The organism is Paenibacillus radicibacter, from assembly GCF_024721995.1.
Taxonomy (GTDB): domain Bacteria; phylum Bacillota; class Bacilli; order Paenibacillales; family NBRC-103111; genus Paenibacillus_AM; species Paenibacillus_AM radicibacter.
In genome coordinates this window covers 226326-246737 of record NZ_JANQBC010000008.1, presented here as the reverse complement: position 1 = coordinate 246737, position 20412 = coordinate 226326, and the positions used below count along the sequence as shown (strand labels likewise).

General features: G+C 45.3%; 19 protein-coding genes and 1 other annotated feature. Of the genes, 18 read left to right on the top strand and 1 reads right to left on the bottom strand.

Annotated features, from left to right (window positions below):
• The first annotated feature begins 1 nt into the window (after position 1).
• The 13 genes from NV379_RS16045 to NV379_RS15985 all read left to right on the top strand — a co-directional run bounded on the left by NV379_RS16045 (position 2) and on the right by NV379_RS15985 (position 15264).
• Positions 2-766, top strand: a complete 765-nt coding sequence (locus NV379_RS16045; protein ID WP_258208333.1) for an ABC transporter ATP-binding protein — start codon at positions 2-4, stop codon at positions 764-766.
• The gene (locus NV379_RS16040) at positions 753-1457 is read left to right on the top strand and encodes an ABC transporter ATP-binding protein (protein WP_258208332.1); all 705 of its coding nucleotides are present in this window, start codon (positions 753-755) and stop codon (positions 1455-1457) included. The genes NV379_RS16045 and NV379_RS16040 overlap by 14 nt, the downstream gene beginning before the upstream one ends.
• A gap of 25 nt (positions 1458-1482) precedes the next feature.
• Positions 1483-2343 (top strand): branched-chain amino acid ABC transporter permease, encoded by an 861-nt coding sequence (locus tag NV379_RS16035; protein WP_258208331.1) that lies wholly within the window; start codon positions 1483-1485, stop codon positions 2341-2343.
• Between the two features lie 7 nt (positions 2344-2350).
• The gene (locus NV379_RS16030) at positions 2351-3367 is read left to right on the top strand and encodes a branched-chain amino acid ABC transporter permease (protein WP_258208330.1); all 1017 of its coding nucleotides are present in this window, start codon (positions 2351-2353) and stop codon (positions 3365-3367) included.
• Positions 3343-3540, top strand: coding sequence for a hypothetical protein (locus NV379_RS16025; protein ID WP_258208329.1), 198 nt, complete (start codon positions 3343-3345; stop codon positions 3538-3540). Before NV379_RS16030 ends, NV379_RS16025 begins: the two co-directional genes overlap by 25 nt.
• Positions 3537-4541: a 3-oxoacyl-ACP synthase gene (locus NV379_RS16020; RefSeq protein WP_258208328.1), complete on the top strand. Its 1005-nt coding sequence runs from the start codon at positions 3537-3539 to the stop codon at positions 4539-4541. The genes NV379_RS16025 and NV379_RS16020 overlap by 4 nt, the downstream gene beginning before the upstream one ends.
• 5 nt (positions 4542-4546) lie before the next feature.
• Positions 4547-5473 carry an intracellular short-chain-length polyhydroxyalkanoate depolymerase gene (gene phaZ / locus NV379_RS16015; RefSeq protein ID WP_258208327.1) on the top strand — a complete coding sequence of 309 codons (927 nt, stop codon included), beginning with the start codon at positions 4547-4549 and terminating at the stop codon, positions 5471-5473.
• Positions 5454-6203 (top strand): 3-oxoacyl-ACP reductase FabG, encoded by a 750-nt coding sequence (gene fabG, locus NV379_RS16010; RefSeq protein WP_258208326.1) that lies wholly within the window; start codon positions 5454-5456, stop codon positions 6201-6203. Before phaZ ends, fabG begins: the two co-directional genes overlap by 20 nt.
• Positions 6203-7735: an acyl CoA:acetate/3-ketoacid CoA transferase gene (locus NV379_RS16005; RefSeq protein ID WP_258208325.1), complete on the top strand. Its 1533-nt coding sequence runs from the start codon at positions 6203-6205 to the stop codon at positions 7733-7735. Before fabG ends, NV379_RS16005 begins: the two co-directional genes overlap by 1 nt.
• Positions 7736-7796: 61 nt before the next feature.
• Positions 7797-8070 (top strand) — a binding site (T-box leader).
• Between the two features lie 118 nt (positions 8071-8188).
• The gene (locus NV379_RS16000) at positions 8189-10858 is read left to right on the top strand and encodes a valine--tRNA ligase (RefSeq protein WP_258208324.1); all 2670 of its coding nucleotides are present in this window, start codon (positions 8189-8191) and stop codon (positions 10856-10858) included.
• A 42-nt stretch (positions 10859-10900) separates the two neighbouring features.
• Positions 10901-12256, top strand: a complete 1356-nt coding sequence (locus NV379_RS15995; RefSeq protein ID WP_258208323.1) for a bifunctional folylpolyglutamate synthase/dihydrofolate synthase — start codon at positions 10901-10903, stop codon at positions 12254-12256.
• Between the two features lie 7 nt (positions 12257-12263).
• Complete coding sequence (murC, locus tag NV379_RS15990; protein ID WP_258208322.1) at positions 12264-13649, top strand: UDP-N-acetylmuramate--L-alanine ligase; 1386 nt, start codon at positions 12264-12266, stop codon at positions 13647-13649.
• A gap of 172 nt (positions 13650-13821) precedes the next feature.
• Entirely contained in the window at positions 13822-15264 is a 1443-nt protein-coding gene (locus NV379_RS15985) for a hypothetical protein (protein WP_258208321.1), read from the top strand.
• Positions 15265-15365: 101 nt separating this feature from the next.
• Here NV379_RS15985 and NV379_RS15980 read toward each other — a convergent pair whose 3' ends face one another.
• Positions 15366-16625: an N-acetylmuramoyl-L-alanine amidase gene (locus NV379_RS15980; RefSeq protein WP_258208320.1), complete on the bottom strand. Its 1260-nt coding sequence runs from the start codon at positions 16623-16625 to the stop codon at positions 15366-15368.
• Between the two features lie 103 nt (positions 16626-16728).
• Between NV379_RS15980 and NV379_RS15975 the strand changes: the two genes are divergently transcribed.
• The 5 genes from NV379_RS15975 (at position 16729) to mreC (ending at position 20410) form a co-directional block, all read left to right on the top strand.
• A complete protein-coding gene (locus NV379_RS15975) occupies positions 16729-16971 on the top strand; it encodes a DUF4321 domain-containing protein (RefSeq protein ID WP_258208319.1) in 243 nt (80 codons plus the stop codon).
• A gap of 68 nt (positions 16972-17039) precedes the next feature.
• A complete protein-coding gene (locus NV379_RS15970) occupies positions 17040-17654 on the top strand; it encodes a Maf family protein (protein WP_258208318.1) in 615 nt (204 codons plus the stop codon).
• A gap of 87 nt (positions 17655-17741) precedes the next feature.
• Complete coding sequence (gene radC / locus NV379_RS15965) at positions 17742-18425, top strand: RadC family protein (RefSeq protein WP_373426121.1); 684 nt, start codon at positions 17742-17744, stop codon at positions 18423-18425.
• A gap of 63 nt (positions 18426-18488) precedes the next feature.
• Complete coding sequence (locus NV379_RS15960) at positions 18489-19514, top strand: rod shape-determining protein (protein WP_258208317.1); 1026 nt, start codon at positions 18489-18491, stop codon at positions 19512-19514.
• Between the two features lie 41 nt (positions 19515-19555).
• On the top strand, positions 19556-20410 hold the full coding sequence (mreC, locus tag NV379_RS15955) for a rod shape-determining protein MreC (RefSeq protein WP_258208316.1): 855 nt from the start codon (positions 19556-19558) through the stop codon (positions 20408-20410).
• The last annotated feature ends 2 nt before the right edge of the window (positions 20411-20412 follow it).

Here is a 20412-nt window from a genome sequence, read left to right as displayed (position 1 = left end):
ATTGGATGCAATCTTGGAAACGCGAGATTTAACCATTGCTTTTGGCGGACATATTGCGGTGAGTGGGGTTAGTCTGTGCATACCCAATCATCATTTTAAATCGATTATTGGGCCAAATGGCGCAGGCAAGACCACTTTTTTCAATCTATTAAGTGGTCAGTTAAAACCAACGAAGGGTCAAGTATGGTTTAAGGGAGCAGATGTCACGCATCTGCCTCCTCCTCTTCGTACAAGGCTAGGCATGGGGCGTTCTTTTCAGATTACGAATGTGTTTCCGAATTTAACAGTTTTTGAGAATGTTCGCCTGGCTGTTCAATCTGCTGCTGGTGTAAGGTTTGATCTGTTCTCTCATTTCTCCAAATATAAAGCATTCGAGCAAGAAACACTGCAGCTACTGGATACGGTATTTCTCGGTAGTAAGGCGGGTGCACTTGCCAAAAATTTAGCGCATGGTGAAAAGCGAAAGTTAGAGATTGCCATGCTGCTGGCATTAAAGTCAGAGCTTCTATTACTTGATGAACCGACAGCAGGTATTTCGCTGGAAGAAGTGCCGGCTATTTTGGAAGTGATTCGTAGTATTAAAGAGCGTCGCGATCGGGCGATTGTGCTCATTGAGCATAAGATGGAGATGGTGCTGGATTTGTCCGATAGCATTACGGTGCTATTCAATGGACGCTTGCTGGCAGATGGAACACCAGAGTCGATTATGCAAAATGAGCTTGTGCAATCAGCCTACTTAGGAGGGCTGTACGATGACGCTTCTTAAGCTGGATGCGATAGAAACTTATATTGAGCAATACCACATTCTGCAAGGTGTATCACTTGAAGTAACCCCAGGTGACATCACGGTGCTGTTCGGACGTAACGGGGCAGGCAAGACAACGACACTGCGTACGATTATGGGCCTGAACCCAGCTGCCAAAGGCTCCATTATATTCAAAGGGGAACCAATCCATGCGATGCCGACTCACTTGATTTCACGCAAAGGAATTGGGTATGTACCTGAAGATCAAGGCATGTTCTACGACTTGACCGTGGAAGAGAATATGCAGCTTGCCATTCGCAAGCAAGACAAAGAAACACTTGAGAAGCAAGAGTGGGTGCTTGATCTGTTTCCAGATTTACGTACATTCTGGAAAAAGAAGAGTGGACTGCTCAGTGGGGGTCAGAAGCAAATGCTTGCGATTGCTCGCGCTTATGTTAACGATAACGAATTGCTCTTAATCGATGAACCGAGTAAGGGTCTGGCACCGATTATGGTAGAGAAGGTGATGCAAGCCATTGAGCAGATGAAGACGAAGACGACGGTGCTGCTTGTGGAGCAGAACTTTATGATGGCTAGCATGATCGGCAATCGATTCTATATCATGGATGAGGGCAGGATTGTTCACCAAGGGCACATGCAGGAACTGAGAGACGATCAAGGCGCTCGTAAAAAGTACTTAGGTATTGCGTGATTCAGCTATAAAGGAGAATTACCTTATGGATACACTTACAAGTCTGCTCGTGAATGGACTGGCGACAGGCATGCTGCTGTTCTTACTGGCGTCGGGTTTAACGCTTATCTTCGGTTTAATGAGTGTCCTTAATTTCAGTCATGGTGGCTTATTCGCTTGGGGAGCTTATTCAGGCGTCTGGATTTACCAAATGACGGATAGCTTCATCATAGCCGTTCTCGGTGCTGTTCTAATTGGTATGCTGCTGGGTTTCCTTATAGAGCGGATCGTTATTCGTCCTGTTTATAACAATCACGTGTCGCAAATATTGGTGACGCTTGGGCTAATGCTCGTACTTAGTGAATTGTTAAAAGTGTTCTGGTCACCGAATCCACTGAATGCGGTTGCGCCCGCTTTTCTGCAAGGCAGTTATGAAATCGGTGGAGTCATTCTGATCAAATACCGTTTGTTTATTATTGCAGTAGGCATTGTTGTATTAGCGGGATTGCACTATATGCTCAGTCGGACGAAGCTAGGGTTAATCGTACGAGCTGGAGTGATGAATAAAGAGATGGTGCAAGCTCTAGGCATCCCGATTCAGCGGGTGTTTACGTTTGTGTTTATGTTAGGAGCGGGTTTAGCCGCACTCGGAGGCGCACTTCTTGCGCCGTATTCTGGGGTTATTTTTGCTGAGATGGGCATGCAGTTTGCTATTCAAGCTTTTATAGTCGTTGTCATTGGCGGGATGGGCAGCATTAAAGGATCGGCGCTCGCTTCTATTCTAGTGGGATTGTCAGGCGCGTTCATGGCTTACTATGTACCCGATTTATCACTTGCTGTGAATATGTTGTTAATGGTCATTGTTCTGCTTGTTAAGCCATCTGGATTATTCGGAGCAAAGGGGTGAGAAGCGCATGCTGATCAATAAAACGTGGACGAAATCGAATGCTGCGCTGCTAATCATAGCCGTCGTACTTGCCTTGTTTCCATTTGTTAATGATTCTCGAATGATGCTGATCTTGATGTCGCAAATTTTTATATTTGGCATTTATGCGATGAGTTACGACATTCTACTCGGCTATGTGGGTATTGTCTCGTTCGGTCATTGTATGTTCTTCGGGATTGGGGCGTATGCAGTCGGTACGTTTATGAAAATATTCGGGCCATCCATTGGCATGCTGCTGCTCGCGTTCCTCGTAGGGATCGTACTGGCAGCAATCTTAAGTTATGTCGTAGGCATCTTATCTCTTCGGCTAAAAAGTCATTTCTATGCCATGCTGACGCTGGCGGTTTCAGGACTGGTACTTGTTGTTGCGGAAAAATGGCGTTCACTCACGAATGGCAGTGAGGGGTTTGCGTTTCCAATACCAGAGCTATTAATGGATCGTCAAACTTTTTATTTCATTTGTCTAGTCGCACTAATTATTGCGTACTTACTACTTCGCAGATTTACGGTATCTCCACTTGGCAAGGTGCTACAAGCGATTCGTGAGAATGAGCAGCGCACGGAGTCGCTTGGTTATGAAACCGTTCATTATAAAGTAATTGCAAGTGTGGTTGCGGGTGTTGCTGCTGCTTGCAGCGGAGGACTCTATGTCATCATGTTGCGATTTGTCAGTAGTTCGGTGCTGGCTGTAGATGTGACGCTTAACGCGCTGCTGATGACAATTATCGGTGGGGTTGGGACACTGGTGGGGGCTGTACTTGGATCGGCGATCATTGAGTTTGCACACCACTGGTTAACGGAGCTTGCTAAGATTCATCCAATCTTTGAGCGGTGGGTCATTTTCTTCGGCCTTTTGTATATCATTGTTGTCCTTGTATTTCCACGTGGTATTGTCGGTACGATTGCGCTATGGCGATCGAATCGGAAGACGAAAGTTCAAGGAAAGAAGGTTGATTCCTCATGGCAGAATTCCAGTCCCAAGTAGTGTCGTCATTCGTGTTGCGCTTTAGTCAGCTTGGAACTGAAGGCATTCAGGAACGACCTTGGAGAATTCGTGTGACACATGTGCAAAGTCAAGAGGAAGTCACGGTCGGGACGCTTGACGATGCGATGAAATATATTGATGATGCGCTTAAGAAAGGAACATCCCTTCTATGAAGCAGACATCAGCGATTAGGATTCGCAGCATTGCCACCTATATCCCAGATACGTTCATGACGAGTACGGAAATTGCTGCTCAGTCTGGAATTCCAGTCGATATTATTGAACGCAAAATGGGCCTTACACGTAAGCCAATCCCAACGGCGCATGAGCATAGTTGTGAGATGGGAATACGTGCAGCTCGTAAAGCGATTGCTCAAGCAGAAATCGACCCCCTTTCAATTGATTTAGTTCTCTACATAGGTGAAGAACATAAGGAATATCCCATTTGGACAGCAGCAATGAAACTTCAGCAAGAAGTCGGAGCCCTGCATGCATGGGGATTTGACGTGGCACTTCGCTGCTGCACGACGATTATGGCACTGAAAGTAGCCAAGAATATGATGCTGGCAGATGATACGATTCGTACCGTCCTGCTGGCAGGTGGTTATCGCAATTCGGATTTAGTGGATTATACGAATCCTCGCACGCGATTCCTGTTTAACTTATCGGCAGGGGGCGGCGCGATTATTTTACAAAAACAAGAAGTTGGTGAGTCTGGTTCACTTGGGTCTATGGGATTAGCCGAGTTACTAGAGTCTCACGTGATTACAGACGGTTCCTTCTCTGAAGATGTCATTATTCCATATGGCATGACGAAGTTTGATGTGCCGGATCCCGAAGCGATGAAAGAGCGGCTTGAAGCGAAGTCGATGGATCATTTTGTTGAGGCGGTCAGAAAATCGGTTTCTAGCAGTGGGTACTCGATTGCAGATATCGATTACTTGGCTATTTTGCATATGAAAAAGTCTGCTCACGAATATGTACTTGAGCAGCTAGGATTAACCCCGGAACAAACCGTTTATTTGCATGAATACGGGCATATGGGGCAGTTCGATCAAATATTGAGTTTGGAGCTTGGGGCAAGGGAAGGCAAGATCAAAAGTGGAGATCTCGTTGTCCTTGTCTCAGCGGGTATTGGTTATGCATGGGGTGCGACTACGATTAGATGGAGTTGATGAGGATGGTTCAAGTGACACTTCAGACCGTGGATTTATCGAATGGGGAGACGCTGGGGTATCGAGAACGCGATGGCGGTGTGCAGGTTGTTCTGCTTGTGCACGGGAATATGAACTCTTCCCAGCATTGGGATTTAGTCATGGAGCAATTGGATTCGTCTTACAAGGTGTATGCCGTTGATTTACGCGGATTTGGTATTTCCACCTATCATCAGAAGATTACAAGCTTAGCAGACTTCACTTCCGATTTAAAAATGTTCGTCGATGCGCTCGGCTTACAGCATTTCTCCCTCATGGGCTGGTCAACAGGCGGCGGTGTTGTGATGCAGTTTGCGGCAGAGTATCCCGAGATGGTGGAAAAGCTGATCCTGCTCGAGTCCATGTCAACGCGCGGGTATCCTTTTTACGAAACAGATGCGAACTTTGTCTCGGATTACAGCAGACGAATCATGAATCAAGAGCAGATGAATGATACGATTCGTACCCAAGTGGTGAATGGTGCCAATTTACGTCGTGATCGAGAGTTTATGCGGTTTCTATTTAATGCGTCGCTCTACAATCATAATCAACCGGACCCAGAGCGATATGAAGTATATCTCGATGATATTTTGACACAACGAAATTTGCCTGAGGTGTACCACGGGTTAAACAGTTTCAATATTAGCGATATAGATGGCGAAGTATCGAAAGGTTCTGGTGCATCGAAGCACATTATTGCTCCAACTCTTGTTTTATGGGGAGAGCATGATCTTGTTGTTACCAAAGAAATGACAGACGAAATTATGGAAGATTTAGCGCATGTAGCTGAACTTGTTGTATTGAAAGGCTGCGGGCATTCGCCGCTTGTTGATGATATCGATCAACTGATTCGTAACATGGAACACTTTTTGACAGAGAGTGAGGTGCACGTGGATGAGTCGATTAGCAGGTAAAGTTGCGCTTATAACAGGTGGAGCGGGTGGCATTGGACTGGAAACCGTGCGCTTATTTTTGGAAAATGGGGCTTCCGTTGCCATGGCGGACTTCAATAGGAATGCTGGCAAAGCGGCGTGTGAAGAATTGTGCGCTGCTGGTTATCAAGAACATGTGACATTCGTTCAGGTGGATGTATCCAGTGCTGAAAGTGTGCAGTTGATGGTGGAGAATGTGATCTCCCATTTCGTTACGATTGATATCTTGATCAATAATGCAGGAATTACGCAAGATAGTATGCTAAGCAAGATGTCCATCGAGCAGTGGCAGCGTGTGATCGATGTTAACCTGAATGGGGTATTTTACTGCACGAAATTCGTAGCTCCTCATATGGTTAAGGAGGGCTCTGGGAAAATTATCAACACATCTTCCATTGTCGGTGTGCACGGAAATATTGGGCAGACGAACTATGCGGCAACAAAAGCGGGTGTGATCGGCATGACGAAAACATGGGCGAAGGAGCTTGGTTTCAAGGGTATTAACGTGAACGCCGTTGCACCGGGATATGTCGAGACAGCGATGGTCGCCAGTGTACCAGAAAAGGTGCTTGCATCCATGGTCGAGAAAGTGCCGCTTCGCAGGTTGGGGAAACCGTCTGATATCGCACAAGCCTATTTGTACCTCGCTTCTGATGATGCGAATTATGTGAATGGAACGGTGCTTGAGGTAAATGGGGGGCTCGTCATTTAATGTATGGGCAGAAGGTGCCATTACTTACTTCGAATGAGGCAGCTGGGTGGATTGGGGTAGGGCAGACGGTTGCTGTCAGTGGTTTTGTAGGTTGTGCGCATCCCGAAGGGATGACTGCTGCATTGGAACGCAGATTTCTAGAAGAGAATCAGCCTCTTGATTTAACACTGATCTATGCAGCTGGTCAAGGAGACGGGAAGGATCGCGGGCTCAATCACTTAGCGCATACTGGACTTGTTAAGCGAGTCATTGGTGGGCATTTTGGATTGGCACCGAAGCTTGGTAAGCTCGTTCTCGATAATCAGATTGAAGGATATAATTTGCCACAAGGGGTCATCACCCATTTATTCCGAGATATTGCAGCAGGTAAGCCAGGTACTCTTACAACAGTTGGGCTGCACACATTTGTTGATCCTCGCTATGAAGGTGGGAAATTAAATAATCGTTCCATAGATGACTTGGTACAGCTCATGCAGGTGAATGGTGAAGAAGTATTGTTCTATCCTAGCTTCCCTATTCATATCGCGTTATTACGGGGAACAACGGCAGATGAGTATGGCAATATTACGATGGAGAAAGAAGCCGTTACTTTAGAAATGCTTGCTATGGCACAGGCTGCGCGCAATAGTGGCGGCCAAGTGATCGTACAGGTCGAGCGAATTGCCAAAGGTGGATCAATGGATCCACAGAAAGTTGTGATCCCGAGTATCCTTGTAGATGCGGTTGTTGTATGCGAGCCAGCGGAGCATTGGCAGACATTCGCCGAAGTGTACAATGCTTCGTATTCGGGTGAAATTACTGAAGTCGTTGGTCGAATTCAGCCCATGCCGCTTGATGAACGGAAGATTATTGCGCGCAGGGCTGCACAAGAGATTAAGTCTGGAGATGTTATCAATCTCGGTATTGGTCTGCCAGAAGGTGTAGGCTACATTGCAGCCGAAGACGGAGTGCATGACTTTACATTGCTCGTTGAATCGGGTCCAATCGGCGGGGTGCCTGCACGCGGACTCAGCTTTGGTGCATCGACGAATCCGTACGCGATTTTGAGTCAACCTTCTCAATTTGACTACATTGATGGTGGGGGCATTGATATTGCCTTCTTGGGCATGGCGGAAGCAGATCAGTACGGCAATGTGAATGTAAGCAAGTACGGTTCTAAGCTGACGGGCTGCGGTGGTTTCATTAACATCAGTCAGAATGCGAAGAAAATTGTCTTCTGCTCGACGTTTACAGCAGGAGGTTTACTCCTCCAAGTGGGTGAAGGTGATCTTACGATTTTACAAGAAGGCAGGCACCATAAGTTCATTCATCAAGTGGAACAAATCACTTTCAATGCACACTATGCGAGCCAGCGGGGAATTTCAGTGCTCTATGTTACCGAACGTGCTGTCTTTCAATTAGTAGATCATCAATTGGAACTCATTGAAATTGCGCCAGGGATGGATTTGGAACGCGATTTACTCGCTTTGATGGCCTTTCGACCAAGGGTGACTTCTCATTTGAAAATAATGGATAGGCATTTATTTCGATAACAGGTTTACATATTGACTCTCCAAGCAATAATGTTTATCATATGATGTATTATATGAACATACTCAAACCTTGATGGGGAGTAGTAGGCGTAATGCCCTCCAGAGAACGGAATTGGTTTTGCTGAGAAATTCCGTAGTACGCAGCCCGCACGAAGTCGCCCCGGAGTTGTTGACGTGAACGAGTTGATCGAAGTAGCGTTGACCGGCCGCAGCCGTTATCTGTACTTAAGTGTCATATTCCTACTAGAGCGCTATGCTTTAGTGTTATTCAAGTTATGGACAGGAATATGAAATAAAGGTGGTACCACGGAAGCTTATGCCCTTTCGTCCTTTGTGACGATAGGGCTTTTTATTTTGATATTGGTGAAATATCGCTCAAGCTTAGGACCATGTAATATCCGCTGTACGATTGCATCCGTCTTTATGGACGGTCACAAAATAGGAGGTAATCTTATGACAGAGAACAACGAAACACAACCTACCCTCTCCATGCCGACAACTTATGATCCAAAAGGCGCAGAGAAAAAATGGTATGACTTCTGGATGAAGAATGAATTTTTCAAAGCAGGTCAGCGTCAAGACGCGAAGCCTTATACGATCGTGATCCCGCCACCGAACGTAACGGGTATGCTGCATATCGGTCACGCACTGGATAACACACTTCAGGATATTCTTATCCGTACGAAGCGTATGCAGGGATATGATGCACTATGGCTTCCAGGTTCTGACCACGCAGGTATTGCGACACAAACAAAAGTTGAACAGATGCTTCGTGAAGAAGGCGTAACGCGTTATGACCTTGGTCGTGAGAAGTTCTTAGATAAAGTATGGGAATGGAAAGAGCACTATGCAGACACGATTCGTGAGCAATGGGCGAAGATGGGATTCTCGCTTGACTACTCCCGTGAGCGTTTCACACTAGATGAAGGTTTGTCCAAGGCGGTTCGTGAAGTATTCGTAACCCTTTATGAAAAAGGATTGATCTACCGCGGCAACCGTATCATCAACTGGGACCCGGCTGCTCGTACAGCGCTTTCGGATATCGAAGTTGAATACAAAGAAGTACAAGGTGCGCTTTACCACCTTCAATATAAGACAAAAGACGGTAAGCACTCGATCGTTATCGCAACGACTCGTCCAGAGACAATGCTTGGTGATACAGCAGTAGCGGTTCATCCTGAAGATGAGCGTTACAAGCACTTGATCGGTCAAATGCTTGTACTTCCAGTAGTTGGTCGCGAGATACCTATTATCGCTGATGAATATGTAGAGAAAGAATTCGGTTCCGGTGCTGTGAAGATTACACCTGCACACGATCCGAACGACTTTGAAGTAGGTAGTCGTCACGACCTGCCTCAGATCTTAGTCATGGATGAATCCGGTACGATGAATACCAATGCAGGTCCTTATGAAGGCATGGATCGTTTCGAATGCCGTAAGAAGCTTGTTGCTGATATGAAAGAGCAAGGCGTTCTTCTTAAAATTGAAGAGCACGTTCACCAAGTAGGTCACTCCGAGCGCAGTGGTGCAGTTGTTGAGCCTTACTTATCCACACAATGGTTCGTAAGCATGAAACCACTTGCAGAGCGTGCAATTGATGCGCAGAAATCTGGAGACGGCGTAAACTTCGTTCCAGATCGTTTCGAAAGAACGTATTTGAACTGGATTGAAAATGTTCGTGACTGGTGTATTTCCCGTCAATTGTGGTGGGGTCACCGTATTCCAGCTTGGCATTGTGCGGATTGTGGCGAGACAACGGTAGCGCGCGAAGATGCGTCTTGCTGCTCGAAGTGTGGATCTGAGAACGTGAACCAAGACAATGACGTACTTGATACATGGTTCTCCTCTGCACTATGGCCGTTCTCCACACTAGGCTGGCCGGAGAAAACACCTGATCTAGAGCGCTACTACCCAACCAGCGTACTTGTAACAGGTTATGATATTATCTACTTCTGGGTTGCGCGTATGATCTTTACTGGTCTTGAGTTTACAGATCAAGTTCCATTTAAAGATGTACTTATCCATGGACTTGTGCGTGACGCGGACGGTCGTAAGATGTCCAAGTCTCTAGGCAACGGCGTAGATCCACTTGAAGTTATTGAAAAATATGGCGTAGACGCAATGCGTTACATGCTATCGACATCTTCGACTCCAGGTCAAGATTTGCGTTTCCGCTGGGAACGTGTCGAGCAAGCTCGTAACTTTGCGAACAAGATTTGGAACGCTTCTCGTTTCGCACTTATGAACTTGGAAGGATTTGAAGCTTCTGATATTGATCTAAGCGGAAACTTAAGCACAGCTGATCGCTGGATCTTGCACCGCTTGAATGAAACCGTACGCGACGTAACTCGCTTAATCGATGTTTATGAGTTCGGTGAGACAGGTCGCTTACTCTACAACTTCATCTGGGACGATCTATGTGACTGGTATATTGAGTTCAGTAAGCTTAGCCTGTACGGTGAAGATGCAGTTGCGAAGAAAACAACGCAATCTGTTCTTGCTTACGTACTTGATCGCACACAGCGCCTCATTCACCCGTTCATGCCGTTCATTTCCGAGGAAATATGGCAGCACTTGCCACATGAAGGCGCGACAATCACACTTGCTGCGTGGCCGACATATGAAACAGGATTTGAAGCACCAGAAGCAGTTCGTGAGATGGAAATGCTAATGGACATCATCCGCTCTGTTCGTAACATTCGTGCAGAAGTGAACGTGCCAATGAGCAAGAAGATTGAATTGAACATTAAGCCTGCATCTGAACAAGTAGATGCGATTTTGCGTGGCAACATGAACTACATCCAACGCTTCTGTAACACTTCAGCACTTGAGATTGACATGGCTATGGCTGCTCCTGAGAAGTCCATGACTGCTGTAGTAACAGGCGCAGAGTTGTTCTTACCACTTGCAGGATTAATTGATATTACACAAGAGCTTGCTCGTCTTGAAAAAGAAGTAGCTACACTCGACGGTGAAGTTGAGCGTATCGAGAAGAAGCTATCTAACCAAGGTTTCGTATCGAAGGCGCCTGCAAAAGTCATCGAAGAAGAAAAAGCGAAGCTAGCTGACTACGCGGATAAGCGTGAGAAAGTACTAGCTCGTGTAGCTGAACTAAAAGCATAAATAGATCTCGCATTCTAACAAGCAAAGGGATGGGAAACGACGATGGCACAATCTTTCGTTCGATATGAGGATGCTGTAAATTGGATTGTAGGTTTGGTATCGCACGGAATTAAACCGGGACTCAAGCGCATGGAGATGTTCATGGAAAAGCTTGGTCATCCCGAACGTAGACTTAAATTCATTCATGTAGCGGGAACGAATGGCAAAGGTTCAACTTGTGCGTACTTAAGTGAAGTACTGCATAGAGGTGGCTATGATGTGGGGACATTTACGTCCCCTTACATCGAGAAATTCACGAACCGCATGAAATATAATGGCGTAGACATTGAAGAGCAGCAGCTACTTGATCTGGCAAATCGAATTAAACCTGTGTTTGATGAGATTGCAGTATCAGAGCTTGGCTCGCCAACGATGTTTGAAGTTTGTACGGCTGTTTCTTTGTTATATTTCGGTACAGTTACATTCCCGGACTATGTCGTATGGGAGACGGGGCTTGGCGGTCGCTTGGATTCGACGAATATTGTGACGCCAGTTGTATCCATCATTACGAATATTGGGCATGACCACATGGACGTGCTTGGAGATACGATTGAAGCCGTTGCAGCAGAGAAAGCGGGCATTATTAAGTCAGGTGTGCCTGTTGTATGTACAGTTGAAGATCCAGTAGCATTAGAAGTAATCAAGCGCGTGGCTAAAGAGCGCAAGTCAACGATCTATACGCTTCATGAGGAATTCCAATTTGAGGCGATTACGAACGAAGAGAACAGTCAGAAGTTCCGTTTCGAAGGACCATTCCGTAAGCTGCCAGAGCTTGAAATATCGCTTAATGGACCCCATCAGCTGAAGAATGCATCAGCTGCAATGATGACACTTGAAGTGCTTCGTCAATACTATGCGCTGATGGTTGAGGATGATCAATTGCAAGAAGCGTTGAAATGTACACAATGGGCAGGTCGCTTGGAACTAGTGTCCCAAGAGCCGAAGCTTATTCTTGATGGTGCGCACAATCCTGAAGGGGCAGCTGTACTTGCAGAGGCGCTTAAAAGCACCTATACGTATAAAAAGTTACATTTTATGATCGGAATGCTCTCAACAAAGTATCATACAGGCTATTTGAGTCATATACTGCCAATAGTGGATACTTTGATCGTTACGGAAGCGGATTATCATAAAAAAGAAGATGCGGCCAAACTTGCTGATAAAGTATATCAGCAGTTAGCACAGCTCGGTCGCACAGATGTTGAAGTAATAGTAGAAACAGAGTGGAAGTCGGCATTAGAGCTTTTACAAAGCAAAATTGATCCAGGCGATCTAGGGGTTGTGTCAGGAACGCTTTACATGATCTCGGATGTTCGCGCATGGATTTTGCGTAAAGCCGATTCGGAAAAGGGATGGTGAGGAAGGCTTGAATATATCAGAACATGTACATTTTATCGGCATTGGTGGATATGGCATGAGTGCCATCGCCAAAGTAATGCTGGAAATGGGATACCAGGTATCTGGCTCTGATTTGGCACAACAAGAGTTAACTGAGAAATTAAAAGCCAAAGGCGCGCATGTTTTTATTGGACATGAGGCAGACAACGTTAAAGGTGCTGACCTTGTCGTGTATTCGACAGCTCTTTCTAAAGATAATGTGGAGATTCAGGAAGCTGAGAAATTAAGCATTCCAGTCATCCACCGTTCGCAAATGTTAGCAAGACTCATGAACGCTCGTAAAGGGATCGCAGTTGCAGGTGCGCATGGGAAGACAACGACATCTTCGATGATCGCTCTTGTCATGGAAAATTGCGGCGAAGACCCAACGTACATCATTGGCGGCGAGATTATGAACGTAGGTTCGAACGCGAAAGCGGGTAAAGGCGAATATGTCGTAGCAGAAGCGGATGAGAGTGATGGTACATTCTTGCAGTATCATCCAACACTTGCGCTTGTAAACAATATCGAAGCTGATCATTTAGAGAACTATAATGGCGACTTTGAGAATTTGAAAAAAGCATACGCGCAGTTCCTCAGCCAAGTACGTGAGGGCGGTAAAGCGATCATTTGTCTAGATGATGAGTATTTGAGAGCGATGCAAAAAGATATTCACAGCGAAGTGATTACGTATGGTATTCATGAACAAGCGGATTATATTGCGAAGAACATTCAACTGGGCGACCGCAAAGTTTCCTATGATGTCGTGCGTCATGGCGAGTTGTTGGGTCAAATCGAACTTTCGGTGCCAGGGAAACACAATGTGTACAATTCACTTGCGACGGTTATTACTTGCCTAGAGGGAGGTATCTCCTTTGATAAAATCGCAGTTGCGATCAAGGAATTCCGTGGTGCGAAGCGCAGATTCCAAGTGCTTGGCGAAGTGGATGACATTCTTGTTATCGATGACTATGCGCATCACCCGACTGAGATCGAAGCAACGATTGCTGCTGCAAAAGCAACGGGCAAGAATATCGTAGCTGTATTCCAACCGCAGCGCTACACACGTACGTATTACTTGTTCGAGCAGTTCTCACGTGCATTTACTGAAGCAGATGAAGTTATTATTTCCGATATTTACTCCCCTGCTGGTGAGAAGCAGATTGAAGGCATTACTTCTGCTAAGCTCGTTGAACTGATTCGTCAGAACAGCAATCCAAATGTACAACACATCCCAGATCGGGAAGATGTCCTTCATTACTTAAGCAATCATGCGAAAAGTGGTGACTTGGTCATTACGATGGGTGCTGGTGACATCTGGAAAGCATCGCATGGCTTAGCCAAATTGCTACAAGAGCGTGCGAATCAGAAGTAAATGAATAGGATTAGTCAATAATAGAATCGCATTCCGACTGGAAATTGATCTTCCAGTAGGCGTGCGATTCTTTTTTTTACTACAAATTTGGTCATAATTGTTCTCTCTTAAACATAATCTAGTAACAAACACTCGTAAACTATGAAATGTATTGGAGTTAGGAGAGAAGATTATGAATAACGGTAAATATACAATTCGGTTTGATCGCAGTGGCAATCGAGTTGAATCATCTAATAAGGAACAAGCTGAACCTATCATTATTCCCTTGCATGTAGATGAATACCGAGTAGAAACTCGGGTAGAGCCTGTACAAGAGACACAGCAGAAACAGAATACACGGTTCATGGACGACGTAGAATATTTGGATCCGTCCTTACTCAACCAATACACAACCGATTTCGGACCATGGAAGAGTTCATTTGAGACAGAGACAGAGCGTGTGGAACGAATCATAAGAGAGTCACAGCATGAGCAGGATCATAAGCATATGGAACGTGAGGAGCCTGTATATCAACATACATATGCGCAACAAGAGCCGATACGCACGCCATTTCGTAGTCCAGAGCCACAGCCGCCTGTCTTCTATCAGGAGAGCTATGCACCAAGACATGAGCCTGAAATAGATGAGCAGTGGAAGTCAGCAGATTCCTTCTGGCAAGAGAATGATCCGCAGATTCATACCACATACCGCAAGCGTCCACCGATGCAGTGGTGGAAAGTTGCTGGGGCTGTAGCTGGAGCTGTTGTGACTGGTGCAGCATTCGGTTTCTTCATTCTGACGATGTTGATGGGCGATGGATCGAAGACAGACACGAATGGAACGGACGCTATCCCTACAATGGGACAGGTGAGTACCATTACACCGAACCCTGTAACGGTACTGAATCCATCAGACACCGGATCAGGATCACAAGGTGCAGTTAAGGCAGGCGATACAGCTGCAGGAAAAGTCGCTCCACCAGCTTCGAAATCGGGCGTCGCAACAGTACCTGTAAAAATTGATGCTCGATCTTATATGTTAATGCAGCATGGAATATTCTCAAGCAGCGCTTCCCTGCAAGCCGATGTGGATACGTTAAAGGGTAAAGGGTTACTACCAGCTACTGAGGTTGGAGATAAGTCTACGGTATATGCGGGGATTACGATGACGAAGGCGGAGTCACAGCGTCTTTCTAAAGTTTTTAAAGAGAAGAAGATCGATGTATATGCGAAGCCACTCGATCTACCTGCCCTTACACATATGAAATGGACAGGTGCGAAGCCTGATCAAGTAGGTACGATGTTGAATACGGGTAGTAAGCTAATGGCGACGTTATCTGGCATTATTTTGCCGCATATGGAAGAAACACGTCTTACAGCTATTGATCAAGCAACCATTCAAGCACTAAAAAATGCGGAGCAATCGTGGCTAACCGCAGCATCCATGCTCCAAGATGGCGGGAATGCGTCAATGGCTCACATCCAGAATATGACCAAATCGCTCACAGCAGCGGTTACAGCCATAGTAGATTATTCAGCTAAGCCAGGAACAACACAGCTGTGGCAGGCACAATCTGCGATGATGCAATATGTACTTGCTGAGAAAGCGTTCCAACAATCGTTGACGGCAGCTTGATGAATAACAAACACCGACTCATTGTATGCGCAGGATCATACGATTCTTGCGATACATCGAAGTCGGTGTTTTTTTTGATATTAAAAGTTGAAATTTGTAGGTTAAGGTTTAGCTACGTATCGATCGAGCACAACCGCAATTTCAGCGCGAATCATGTTGCGATCAGGCGCAAACGTAGTCGGTGTATATCCGTTAATAATGCCTGCTGCATGAAGCGCATAAATCGCTGGAGCACTCCACAAGTCCCCTGGTACATCCGTAAAGGTGAACCCCTCTTCAGCTTGTTTAGTGGCAGCAGCTGTTTCGTCAGTCTTTGTTGAAGCTTGCATGAGCATATGGAACAGATGCGCTACTTCACCACGCGTAATCGGTGATTCCGGTCGAAGTGTACCATCAGGATAGCCACTTATAGCCCCGAGTTCTACACCTTTCATGATGGAATTGTACGCCCAATGATCTTTTTCAAGGTCAGTAAAGACAGGAGGTTTAATTCCTTCACCTGCTTTAGTTTGCTTGGCTACTCCTGTTTGCGGTGGCAACTTATCGAACTTGAACACACGATCCATTAGAGAAACAAATTCTGCTCTCGTTAGCGCGCGATCTGGATTGAACCGATTATGGTACCCGGTAAGCCAGCCTTTATCGATCATGCGCATGATTGGATCACGTGCCCAATGACCTGTGAGATCCGGGTACTTCTCTTCAGGTAAGTTTCCTGCATACGCCAGAATGCCATTTACGACACCCATGGCCATCTTGCTGCGCATCTCCTCGTCTTTCAGCAATTCTTCATCCGCTTTGTTGCTTAAGAATGCGGTTTCCACAAGAATACTCGGAATGGTACCCATGCGAATCACATAAGCTGCGCTTGGCATTAAGCCTTGATTTTTAACACCCGTATTTTTTATGTACTCTTGTAGCATCAGCTCTGCAAATTTCTTTGACTTTGGTGACAGAGCTTCCATTTCTGGCGATGCTGGATACGACGATTGCGGATAACGATTATCATAATACATAATCAATCCGCCGCGAGCCTCGTTGTTGGTATGTGAGTTTGCATGTATAGATACGAATAGATCCGCTGATTGACGATTGGTAAAGTTGACGCGTTCCTGTAAACTTAAGAACTTGTCTGATTCACGAGTCATAATGACCTCGATACCACGCCTCTGAAGCTCATCTCGCACTTTCAGTGAAATGTTTAAATTCACAACCTTTTCCTGCAAACCCGTAACACCGATTGCTCCAGGATCTTTACCCCCATGTCCTGGATCGACGACTACTTTTAACGCAAATGCGGAACTCGGAAAGCATAGCGTAAAAATAGTAAAAAGAAGTAGAGCGCGTGATGCCTTTTTCATAGTATGTATCTCCTCCCAGGCCTTATTCTACATTGAAAGCATAGCTAGTTGCACGTATAATTAGGCTTGTAGATTTTGGGAGAGGACGGAATTAGATCAATCTATGAAAAAAAACTATTTTATTTTGTTCCTATTTATTGTCATTGGATTAGTAGTTGGAATTATCATCGGTGAGCTGTTAGCACCCGTTAAAGCGCTCTCTTTCTTAACCAAATCAGTAGGGTTCTCTTGGGAACCGAAGGCGGATTTGAACGTGATTAAGTACAACATTGACTTTGAAGTCAAGTTGAATTTGTGTGCAGTGATTGGGCTAGCCGGAGCAATCTGGTTGTATCGAAAGCTCTAATCATGCACATTCTGAAGTTGAGTTTAATAGTTGAATTTAATTGGAAAATAAAAGGAAGTGACTCGCGCATGCATGAGGCAGTAACAGATCAAGTCACGCTTGTCCTAGCGTCATCCTCACCACGCAGACAAGAGCTAGTTCGCTCGCTAGGGTTTCCCTATCGAATTGAAGTAAGTGATGCGGATGAACAAGTGGAAGAAAGTTTAACACCTAGCCAAATTGTGGAAACCTTAAGTCTTCGCAAAGTGAATGTGATTTATGATAAATTAAAGCTAGAACAGCAAATGGGTAGATCCATATTAATTGGTTCCGATACAATTGTTGTCAAAGATGGCGTTGTGCTCGGCAAGCCGATCAACGAGCAAGATGCGGCACATATGTTGAGTATGTTGCAGAACGCAACGCATCAAGTGTATACAGGGATTGCTTGTGTAGATTTGGAGACAGGTCAATCGATTATGCGCCATCGTGCAACGGATGTCCATATGAAACCATTGACAGATGGGCAGATCAAGCGTTATATTGCAACAGGCGAACCGATGGACAAGGCAGGTTCCTACGCAATTCAAGGCATTGGTGCAACTTTCGTAGAATCGATAGAGGGTGACTATTTCAACGTAGTTGGACTCTCGGTTTCACTTCTGAGTGATATGCTTGCTGAACTTGATGTTAATATATTGTAATTTGTATTTCTTTTTTTCTGGTATAATAGTTGGGAATAAATGAAAATTTATACACCTATACTATGATGAAAGAAGGGAATTCATATTTTGCCTCATCTTGCAATACGGGATGTCCCTAGTGAAGAAAGACCGCGTGAACGCATGCTGCAATTTGGTGCACAAGCACTGAGTAACGCTGAACTTCTTGCGATATTACTAAGGACAGGAACGATGGCAGAATCCGCGATTGGACTTGCACACCGTGTACTTGCCCACGCGGGCAGCTTGCGCGCTCTAGTTGAGATGCGCAGGGAACAACTTACCCAGATTAGAGGCATCGGGGATGCAAAAGCCTTGCAAATACAGGCTGGCATCGAGCTTGGACGTAGAATTGCTCGTTCGACGATGAGTGAAGCGATCACCATACGCTCACCACAAGATGTGGCGAATCTATTAACCGAGGAACTACGGTATTTAACGAAAGAACATTTTGTCTGTCTGTTTCTGAATACGAAGAATCATGTGATTGGTCAGGAAACTTTGTCAATTGGATCTTTGAATGCTGCGATTGTACATCCAAGAGAAATATTCCGTGCTGCGATTACCCGAAGCGCGGCTTCCATTGTTTGTGTACATAATCATCCAAGCGGCGATCCAACGCCGAGCGAGGAGGATATCGACATTACGAAACGATTGCTTGAAGCTGGCGGTATTATTGGGATTGATGTACTTGATCACATCATAATTGGGGACTCCAGATTCGTAAGTTTGAAGGAACAGGGGTATATGTAATATAATGAGCATTATGTTTGAACTGAACACAGTGATGACAGTTAGGGAAAGGAGCTTCTACAAATGTTCGGTGGAAAAGATTATGGAATTGATTTAGGTACGGCAAATACGCTCGTTTACGAAAAAGGAAACGGGATTATTGTCCGCGAACCCTCAGTGGTTGCTCTTCGTACAGATACAAAAACAATTGAAGCGGTCGGTAATGACGCGAGAAATATGATTGGTCGTACACCAGGGAATATTAGAGCTATTCGTCCGATGAAAGACGGCGTTATTGCCGATTTTGAAACAACAGCAGTTATGATTCGTTACTTCTTGCGTCAAGCGCATAAGCCAAGCATCTTCGGACGTCATCCGAATGTGATGGTCTGCGTGCCGTCTGGAATTACAGCCGTTGAGAAGCGTGCAGTAACAGATGCAGCGAAACAAGCAGGTGCGCGTGAAGCATACACGATTGAAGAGCCGCTTGCAGCAGCAATCGGTGCAGATCTTCCGGTATGGGAACCAACAGGTTCCATGGTAGTTGATATCGGTGGAGGTACGACAGAAGTTGCCGTTATTTCACTAGGAAGTATCGTAACAAGCCGCTCCATTCGTGTAGCTGGTGACAACATGGACGATGCGGTAACTCAGTTTATCAAGAAAACGTACAGCCTGATGATTGGTGAACGTACAGCTGAAGCACTGAAGATGGAGATTGGTTCTGCAATGCCGCTTGATGCGCCAGAAAGCTTTGAAATTCGTGGTCGTGACCTTGTTTCCGGTTTGCCGAAAACATTAAGCATCACTTCCGACGAAATTACAGAAGCGCTAGCAGATACAGTGACGTCTATTGTTGAAGCTGTTAAGATGACGCTTGAAAAATGTCCGCCAGAACTTGCTGCTGACATTATGGATCGCGGTATCGTCCTTACAGGTGGCGGAGCGCTCTTGCGTAACCTGGATAAATTGTTAACTAGAGAAACAGGTATGCCAGTTATCGTTGCAGACAACCCGCTGGACTGTGTTGCAATTGGTACAGGTCGTTCACTTGATCACATTCATTTGTTCAAAGGTTCGGACTCAAGTGCAAGATATAAGAAAAAATAGTATAGCGCCATGTTAAGAAGGTGTTCGAATTGTTCAGGTTTATGGGGAATAAACGGCTCATTATACTCATGTTTGCACTCATTTTCTTCTTCATTATGATGGGATTGACACTGGGTGGACGTGTTGGAATGACTTGGCCAGAAAAATTTGTTAAAGACTCAATTTCATGGACGCAAAGTGTCGTCTACAAGCCCGCTGCTTATATAGCGGGTTTCTTTAAAGATGTTGGAAATTTGGGTGTCATTTACGATGAGAATCGCACACTCAAGTTAACATTGACTCAATATGCGAGAGATACACAGCGTCTGAATGATCTTGAAGCACAGAATGAACGCTTGAAAGAGCAACTCCATTTTACAGAAAATCAAAAGCAATCCAATAATTACAAATACCGAATTGCTGAAGTGACAGGTTCCAACTCGATCGATCCTTATAACAATTCAATTACTGTAAATTTGGGTGCTAATGATGGCATTAAACCGAATATGGCAGTCATGACAGTAGATGGTCTTATTGGTCGTGTGAAAACAGTAACACCACTTACGTCTACGGTTCAATTGTTAATGGACATTAACGAAGCGGACAACTCTTCTAAGGCGATCTCGACAACTGTGCAAGGCAAAGACAAGGACTCCTACGGTGTCATCGAAAGTTATGATAGTGTGACAGGATTGCTTGTCATGACTCGTGTGGACAAAGATGATCCGATTGCGGTCGGTGATACGGTTATTACTTCTGGTTTAGGACAAGTGTTCCCGAATGGAATTCCGATCGGAACGGTTGTTTCACGCGATGTTGGGGATTTCGGTATTACACATAAGGTTATGGTTAAGCCTTTCGTGTCGTTCCGTAAAATCCGTGAAGTGTTCATCGTTGAAGTACCGGGGTTGGGGTGAGT

Coding starts and splice junctions, on each gene's coding strand:
- NV379_RS15995 (WP_258208323.1), top strand. CDS start 10,901: ATGGCACAATCTTTCGTTCGATATGAGGATGCTGTAAATTGGATTGTA.
- NV379_RS15985 (WP_258208321.1), top strand. CDS start 13,822: ATGAATAACGGTAAATATACAATTCGGTTTGATCGCAGTGGCAATCGA.
- NV379_RS16040 (WP_258208332.1), top strand. CDS start 753: ATGACGCTTCTTAAGCTGGATGCGATAGAAACTTATATTGAGCAATAC.
- NV379_RS15970 (WP_258208318.1), top strand. CDS start 17,040: ATGCATGAGGCAGTAACAGATCAAGTCACGCTTGTCCTAGCGTCATCC.
- NV379_RS15975 (WP_258208319.1), top strand. CDS start 16,729: ATGAAAAAAAACTATTTTATTTTGTTCCTATTTATTGTCATTGGATTA.
- NV379_RS16025 (WP_258208329.1), top strand. CDS start 3,343: ATGGCAGAATTCCAGTCCCAAGTAGTGTCGTCATTCGTGTTGCGCTTT.
- NV379_RS15980 (WP_258208320.1), bottom strand. CDS start 16,625: ATGAAAAAGGCATCACGCGCTCTACTTCTTTTTACTATTTTTACGCTA.
- mreC (WP_258208316.1), top strand. CDS start 19,556: ATGGGGAATAAACGGCTCATTATACTCATGTTTGCACTCATTTTCTTC.
- NV379_RS16030 (WP_258208330.1), top strand. CDS start 2,351: ATGCTGATCAATAAAACGTGGACGAAATCGAATGCTGCGCTGCTAATC.
- NV379_RS15960 (WP_258208317.1), top strand. CDS start 18,489: ATGTTCGGTGGAAAAGATTATGGAATTGATTTAGGTACGGCAAATACG.
- NV379_RS16020 (WP_258208328.1), top strand. CDS start 3,537: ATGAAGCAGACATCAGCGATTAGGATTCGCAGCATTGCCACCTATATC.
- phaZ (WP_258208327.1), top strand. CDS start 4,547: ATGGTTCAAGTGACACTTCAGACCGTGGATTTATCGAATGGGGAGACG.
- NV379_RS16035 (WP_258208331.1), top strand. CDS start 1,483: ATGGATACACTTACAAGTCTGCTCGTGAATGGACTGGCGACAGGCATG.
- NV379_RS16005 (WP_258208325.1), top strand. CDS start 6,203: ATGTATGGGCAGAAGGTGCCATTACTTACTTCGAATGAGGCAGCTGGG.
- NV379_RS16000 (WP_258208324.1), top strand. CDS start 8,189: ATGACAGAGAACAACGAAACACAACCTACCCTCTCCATGCCGACAACT.
- fabG (WP_258208326.1), top strand. CDS start 5,454: ATGAGTCGATTAGCAGGTAAAGTTGCGCTTATAACAGGTGGAGCGGGT.